The sequence below is a fragment of the Mesorhizobium sp. M7A.F.Ca.US.011.01.1.1 genome, from assembly GCF_003998295.1.
GTDB lineage: Bacteria > Pseudomonadota > Alphaproteobacteria > Rhizobiales > Rhizobiaceae > Mesorhizobium.
Window position 1 is genome coordinate 1 of sequence record NZ_RZRT01000127.1, and the last position, 4,815, is coordinate 4,815.

General features: G+C 60.4%; 4 protein-coding genes and 2 pseudogenes. 4 read left to right on the plus strand and 2 right to left on the minus strand.

The window, feature by feature from the left end:
- The first annotated feature begins 162 nt into the window (after window positions 1-162).
- Window positions 163-1,785: an ABC-F family ATP-binding cassette domain-containing protein gene (locus EOA13_RS36490; RefSeq protein WP_127255771.1), complete on the plus strand. Its 1,623-nt coding sequence runs from the start codon at window positions 163-165 to the stop codon at window positions 1,783-1,785.
- 72 nt (window positions 1,786-1,857) lie between these two features.
- On the opposite strand, the gene EOA13_RS36495 is transcribed toward EOA13_RS36490, so the two are convergent.
- Entirely contained in the window at window positions 1,858-2,298 is a 441-nt protein-coding gene (locus EOA13_RS36495; RefSeq protein WP_127255770.1) for a hypothetical protein, read from the minus strand.
- Window positions 2,299-2,552: 254 nt separating this feature from the next.
- Between EOA13_RS36495 and EOA13_RS36500 the strand changes: the two genes are divergently transcribed.
- A complete protein-coding gene (locus EOA13_RS36500; protein WP_127297969.1) occupies window positions 2,553-2,909 on the plus strand; it encodes a hypothetical protein in 357 nt (118 codons plus the stop codon).
- Between the two features lie 81 nt (window positions 2,910-2,990).
- A pseudogene (locus tag EOA13_RS36505) lies at window positions 2,991-3,415 on the plus strand (ABC transporter permease); the annotation flags it as partial.
- A gap of 15 nt (window positions 3,416-3,430) precedes the next feature.
- Here EOA13_RS36505 and EOA13_RS39660 read toward each other — a convergent pair.
- Window positions 3,431-3,522, minus strand: a pseudogene (locus EOA13_RS39660) (MoaD/ThiS family protein); the annotation flags it as partial.
- Between the two features lie 395 nt (window positions 3,523-3,917).
- Between EOA13_RS39660 and EOA13_RS36515 the strand changes: the two are divergent.
- Window positions 3,918-4,754, plus strand: coding sequence for a Dam family site-specific DNA-(adenine-N6)-methyltransferase (locus tag EOA13_RS36515; RefSeq protein ID WP_127297970.1), 837 nt, complete (start codon window positions 3,918-3,920; stop codon window positions 4,752-4,754).
- Window positions 4,755-4,815: the final 61 nt, after the last annotated feature.

Consider the following 4,815-nt stretch of genomic DNA (forward strand, 5'->3'; position numbering starts at 1 on the left):
CCCCCACCCCGTCCCACCGACCTTGCTTCGCAACGCCGGTGCGCCGACCCTCCCCACAAGGGGGAGGGTGAAGCGCTGCGGCGCTTGCGCCTCTTCCTCTTGCGCCAGTCATCGCGTATGGCCCGGGGAAAATCCTCCCAATTCCAGTTCCCCGGACACCGCATGATCAGACTTGAAAGCATCAGCAAGCAGAACGGCCGTCAGCTTGTCTTCATCGAAGCGTCGGCGTCGCTGCAGAAGGGTGAGAAGGTCGGCCTCGTCGGGCCGAACGGCGCCGGCAAGACGACGCTGTTTCGCATGATCACCGGCCAGGAGCAGCCCGACGAAGGCCAGGTGCAGGTCGATCGCGGCGTCACCATCGGCTATTTCAGCCAGGATGTCGGCGACATGGAAGGCCACAGCGCCGTGGCCGAAGTGATGAACGGCGCCGGGCCTGTCAGCGAAGTCGCGGCCGAAATGGCAGCGCTCGAGGCAGCCATGGCCGATCCCGACCAGGCCGACCAGATGGACGAGATCATCGAAAAATATGGCGAGGCGCAGCACCGCTTCGAGGAACTCGACGGCTACGCGCTGGATGGCCGCGCCCGCGAAGTGCTCGACGGCCTCGGCTTTTCGCAGGAGATGATGGACGGCGATGTCGGAAAGCTGTCCGGCGGCTGGAAGATGCGCGTGGCGCTGGCGCGTATTCTGCTCATGCGGCCCGACGCCATGTTGCTCGATGAGCCAAGCAACCATCTCGACCTGGAGAGCCTGATCTGGCTGGAGTCCTTCCTGAAAAACTACGACGGCGCGCTGCTGATGACCTCGCACGATCGCGAGTTCATGAACCGCATCGTCAACAAGGTGGTCGAGATCGACGCCGGTTCGCTGACCGCCTATTCCGGAAACTACGAATTTTACCAGCAGCAGCGCGCGATCGCCGACAAGCAGCAGCAGGCACAGTTCGAGCGCCAGCAGGCGATGCTGGCCAAGGAGATCGCCTTCATCGAGCGCTTCAAGGCGCGCGCCTCGCATGCCGCACAGGTGCAGAGCCGGGTGAAGAAGCTGGACAAGATCGACCGCGTCGAGCCACCGAAGCGCCGCCAGACCGTGTCCTTCGATTTCCTGCCGGCGCCGCGCTGCGGCGAGGATGTCGTGACGCTGAAGAACGTCCACAAGGGCTATGGCAGCCGCACCATCTATGAGGGGCTCGACTTCCAGGTCCGCCGCCGCGAGCGCTGGTGCATCATGGGCGTCAACGGCGCCGGCAAGTCGACGCTCCTGAAGCTGGTCGCCGGCGCTTCCGAGCCGGACACCGGCACGGTCGCGCGCGGGCCAAGTGTCAAAATGGGCTACTTCGCCCAGCACGCCATGGAAGTGCTGGAAGGCGAGCGCACCGTGTTTCAGACACTGGAGGACGCGTTCCCCCAGGCCGGTCAGGCGCCGCTCAGGGCACTTGCCGGCTGTTTCGGCTTTTCCGGCGACGAGATCGAAAAGAAATGCCGTGTGCTGTCAGGCGGCGAGAAGGCGCGGTTGGTGATGGCGCTGATGCTGTTCGACCCGCCCAACCTTCTGGTTCTGGACGAGCCGACCAACCATCTCGACATCGCCACCAAGGAGATGCTGATCACGGCGCTTTCGCAGTACGAGGGCACCATGCTGTTCGTCTCGCACGACCGGCATTTTCTGGCGGCGCTTTCCAACCGCGTGCTAGAATTGACGCCCGAAGGCATCCACACCTATGGCGGTGGCTATACGGAATATGTCGAGCGGACGGGGCAGGAAGCGCCGGGGCTCAGGAGCTAGGTAAATGATAAGGGCGGCGTCGACTCGAAGCCGGCACCGCCCTTTGAATATGGTCCGGCCGGAATGACGGCCTTACTCGAACGAGATGGCCATGCCACTGAGGTCGGCGTTGACCTGCAGACCGACCTGCTTGCCCGAGAGTTCGAGTTGGGCACCCTTGTCGTTGGTCATGAGGATCACCTGGGCGCCCTTGCCGATCGTGCCGCCGCCACCGGCCGCTCCGTAGACCCCGGTCACGTCGCGGGCGCGTCTGATGTGACGCACGGTGCCGCGGAAATATGTCTTGGACACGCCGAAGGCCAGGCCTCCGGACACGGCGCCGATCGAGATCGGGTAGCTCTTGCCATGGAATGTGAAGGTGCCCTTGCCTCCGGAACCACCGACGAAGAAGGCCGCCTTGTAGACGGAGAAGCGGATCGTGCCGCTGTCGGCATGCGCGGCGCTGGCAAAGCCGATGCTCGCGGTGGCGATGGCGGCAACCGCGATGGAACGAAATCCGGATGAAATCTTCATGGTGAGAACTCCTCAATGTCGCCGCTTTGCCGGCCGCAGCGTGGGATCAAAGTTACAACTGAACAGTCTCGCCCGTGATTTGGTTCCAGTCCCCGCGATTTGGTTCCGGGCATGGGTTCGAATCCGGGCGGGCTCGAAGGCCGAGGAGAGGGCGGCGGGTTGAGGAGGGTGGGGAAGGCGCCCGACCGCAGCTATCGCCTTGTGGGATGAAGAGGTCTATGCAGGCCCTTTACAAGGCTCAGGAGAGGCTTCGGATGAGAATCGCAATCTCCCTCGCATTGACCGCGGCAGTGGCTGGATGCGCGACCTCCCCGGTCGACTATGAGGCGTCGCTTTCGCAGCAGGACCAGAAATGGGCTTCGCCGGCATGCCAGCAGGCCCGCAGGGCGGCTTCGGATTACGAGGCTCGCGAGAAAGAGCATCCGGGGTGGGGTTTCGGCGTCTTGCTTGGTCCATACTCGATGGGGCTCGTCGCAGCCATCAAGGAGCATGAGCAGAAGCAACGAAAGCTGTTTGCGCGGGAAGTGCACCTGCAATGCTCAAGCCTGCCGCTGCCGAAGGAACTGCAGGGCGATTTGAACCCTGGGGTGCCGCCGACGAAGTATCCATAGCCCTGCCGCGCCTTCCTGGCAGAAAGGGCCGGGGCTGCGAGGCGAGTGATGGAAAGCCGCCGTTGGGCCTAAGCAGTCATGGCGCTGATCGTCTTCACGCTCGCCTGCACCGGCTTCGGCCGCCTGCTCTACGCCGTCGGCGACAATGAGCGCGCAACGCGCCTGTCCGGCGTGCAATACTGGCAGGTCATCACAGCGCTCTATGTGATCTCCAGCGTGCTCGCCGGCATCACCGGCCTGCTCTACATCGGCCTCATCAAGGCCCTTCGCTGTCGCTCGCCGAACCGCTGGTGCTGCCCTCGGTGGCCGCCGCCGTGATCGGCGGCACCTCCATCTTCGGCGGCCGCGGCGGCTACACCGGCACCATCATCGGTGCGCTGATCCTCACCGTGCTGACGACGCTCTTAACGATTTTGCAGATGCCGGAGGGGGCACGGCGCATCCTATTCGGGTTGATCGTGCTGTTCGTGACGGCGGCTTATTTAAGGATTGTGGAGGAAAGATAGGGGGCGAGGTTTTCTTTATCCCCCGGCAAGACGCGGCAGCAGGAAATCTCCGCGCGTTGCGGCAATTCCTTCGACCAGGTGTCGCGATAGATCGTCCCGTCGACGGCGCCAAGGGTGATGCGCCCCTCGCGAACCGAGGCGAGATCGAAGAGGACACACCCGCCATCAAGGCGACGTTGCGGGAGAGGCAAACTTTTTTGTAGTGGGGCGAACTTTGCGGAGCGGTACGACCACGACACCGAGGCGGCTCCTTAAGCGACCAGCCAGCGCCTAGCGCCGTGTTGCCCCCACCAGGCGCAGCACGTAGCCGATGTCATGTATACCGTCACAGATGCTGCCGAATCGACTCTGGCGCCGTATAAGTCCTCAATCGCCAACTAGGCAAAATATTATTCATTACAGGTGACCGAGCGCATTGCAGGCAACTTACAGGTTGATACAGTTGGTGCGCTGAAAAAAATATCGTATTGGTTGATTGTCGATAGGATCGAAAATAGAAGTTATGATTGAAGCAGTGAGCGAGCAGACAATAATAACGAATGAGGTCGCCGCTGCGAAGCCGTTTCTGCGATGGGCAGGAAGCAAAAGGTCGGTGGTAAAAAAGCTGGCCGAAAATTCTCCTCCAGAGTTTTCTCGCTATCTGGAGCCATTCGTCGGCTCTGGAGCGCTTTACTTTCACTTGAATCCGAAAGACGCTCTGCTTTCGGACCTTAACTGGGAGGTCGTGAACCTATTCAATCAAGTGAAGAACCGGCCGACCGAGCTGCACGAACGACTGGTAGTGCCTAATCGAGAGAAAGAAACGTACCTTGCTATCCGACAGCGGTTCGGCACGGAACCCGACGAACTCGACCAAGCCGCCTCAATGTTGTACCTCAATCGGAACTGCTTCAATGGTCTTTTCAGGACCAATAAGTCCGGAAAGTTCAACGTTCCGTTCGCGTCGCAGCGGCGCGGAAGCTACCCTACGTGCCAAGATCTCATCGCTTGTTCCGAACGCCTAAAAACTACGCTGATAGAACATGGTGATTTCTATAGCGTGATCTCGAGCAATGTTAGAGAGGGTGACTTTGTCTATCTCGATCCGCCATACGTTAAATCTGAAGGGAGAATATTCAACGAGTACGTTAAGGGTCATTTTAACCATCAAGACACTGAGCGCCTCGCCGTACTTCTAAAAAACATTGATGCCGCAGGTGCCAAATTTCTTTTGAGCTTTATTGACGACGCTATCGTCGATTTTATTGCGGCTGAGTGGGGTAGCCAAAAATACCTAGAGCGGGATGAATTTAGGTTGGGCATAGCCTGCCTCTGTGAAGTAATTTCGGCATTCGGTTGACGTGACGGTGCCGAGGATTTGGCCGATGGCGTCACAGACGGTTTCGACTGTTCGCTTGGCA

Excerpts from the sequence above, each read along its gene's own strand:
- EOA13_RS36490 (WP_127255771.1), top strand. The coding sequence starts at position 163 with ATGATCAGACTTGAAAGCATCAGCAAGCAGAACGGCCGTCAGCTTGTC.
- EOA13_RS36495 (WP_127255770.1), bottom strand. The coding sequence starts at position 2,298 with ATGAAGATTTCATCCGGATTTCGTTCCATCGCGGTTGCCGCCATCGCC.
- EOA13_RS36500 (WP_127297969.1), top strand. The coding sequence starts at position 2,553 with ATGAGAATCGCAATCTCCCTCGCATTGACCGCGGCAGTGGCTGGATGC.
- EOA13_RS36515 (WP_127297970.1), top strand. The coding sequence starts at position 3,918 with ATGATTGAAGCAGTGAGCGAGCAGACAATAATAACGAATGAGGTCGCC.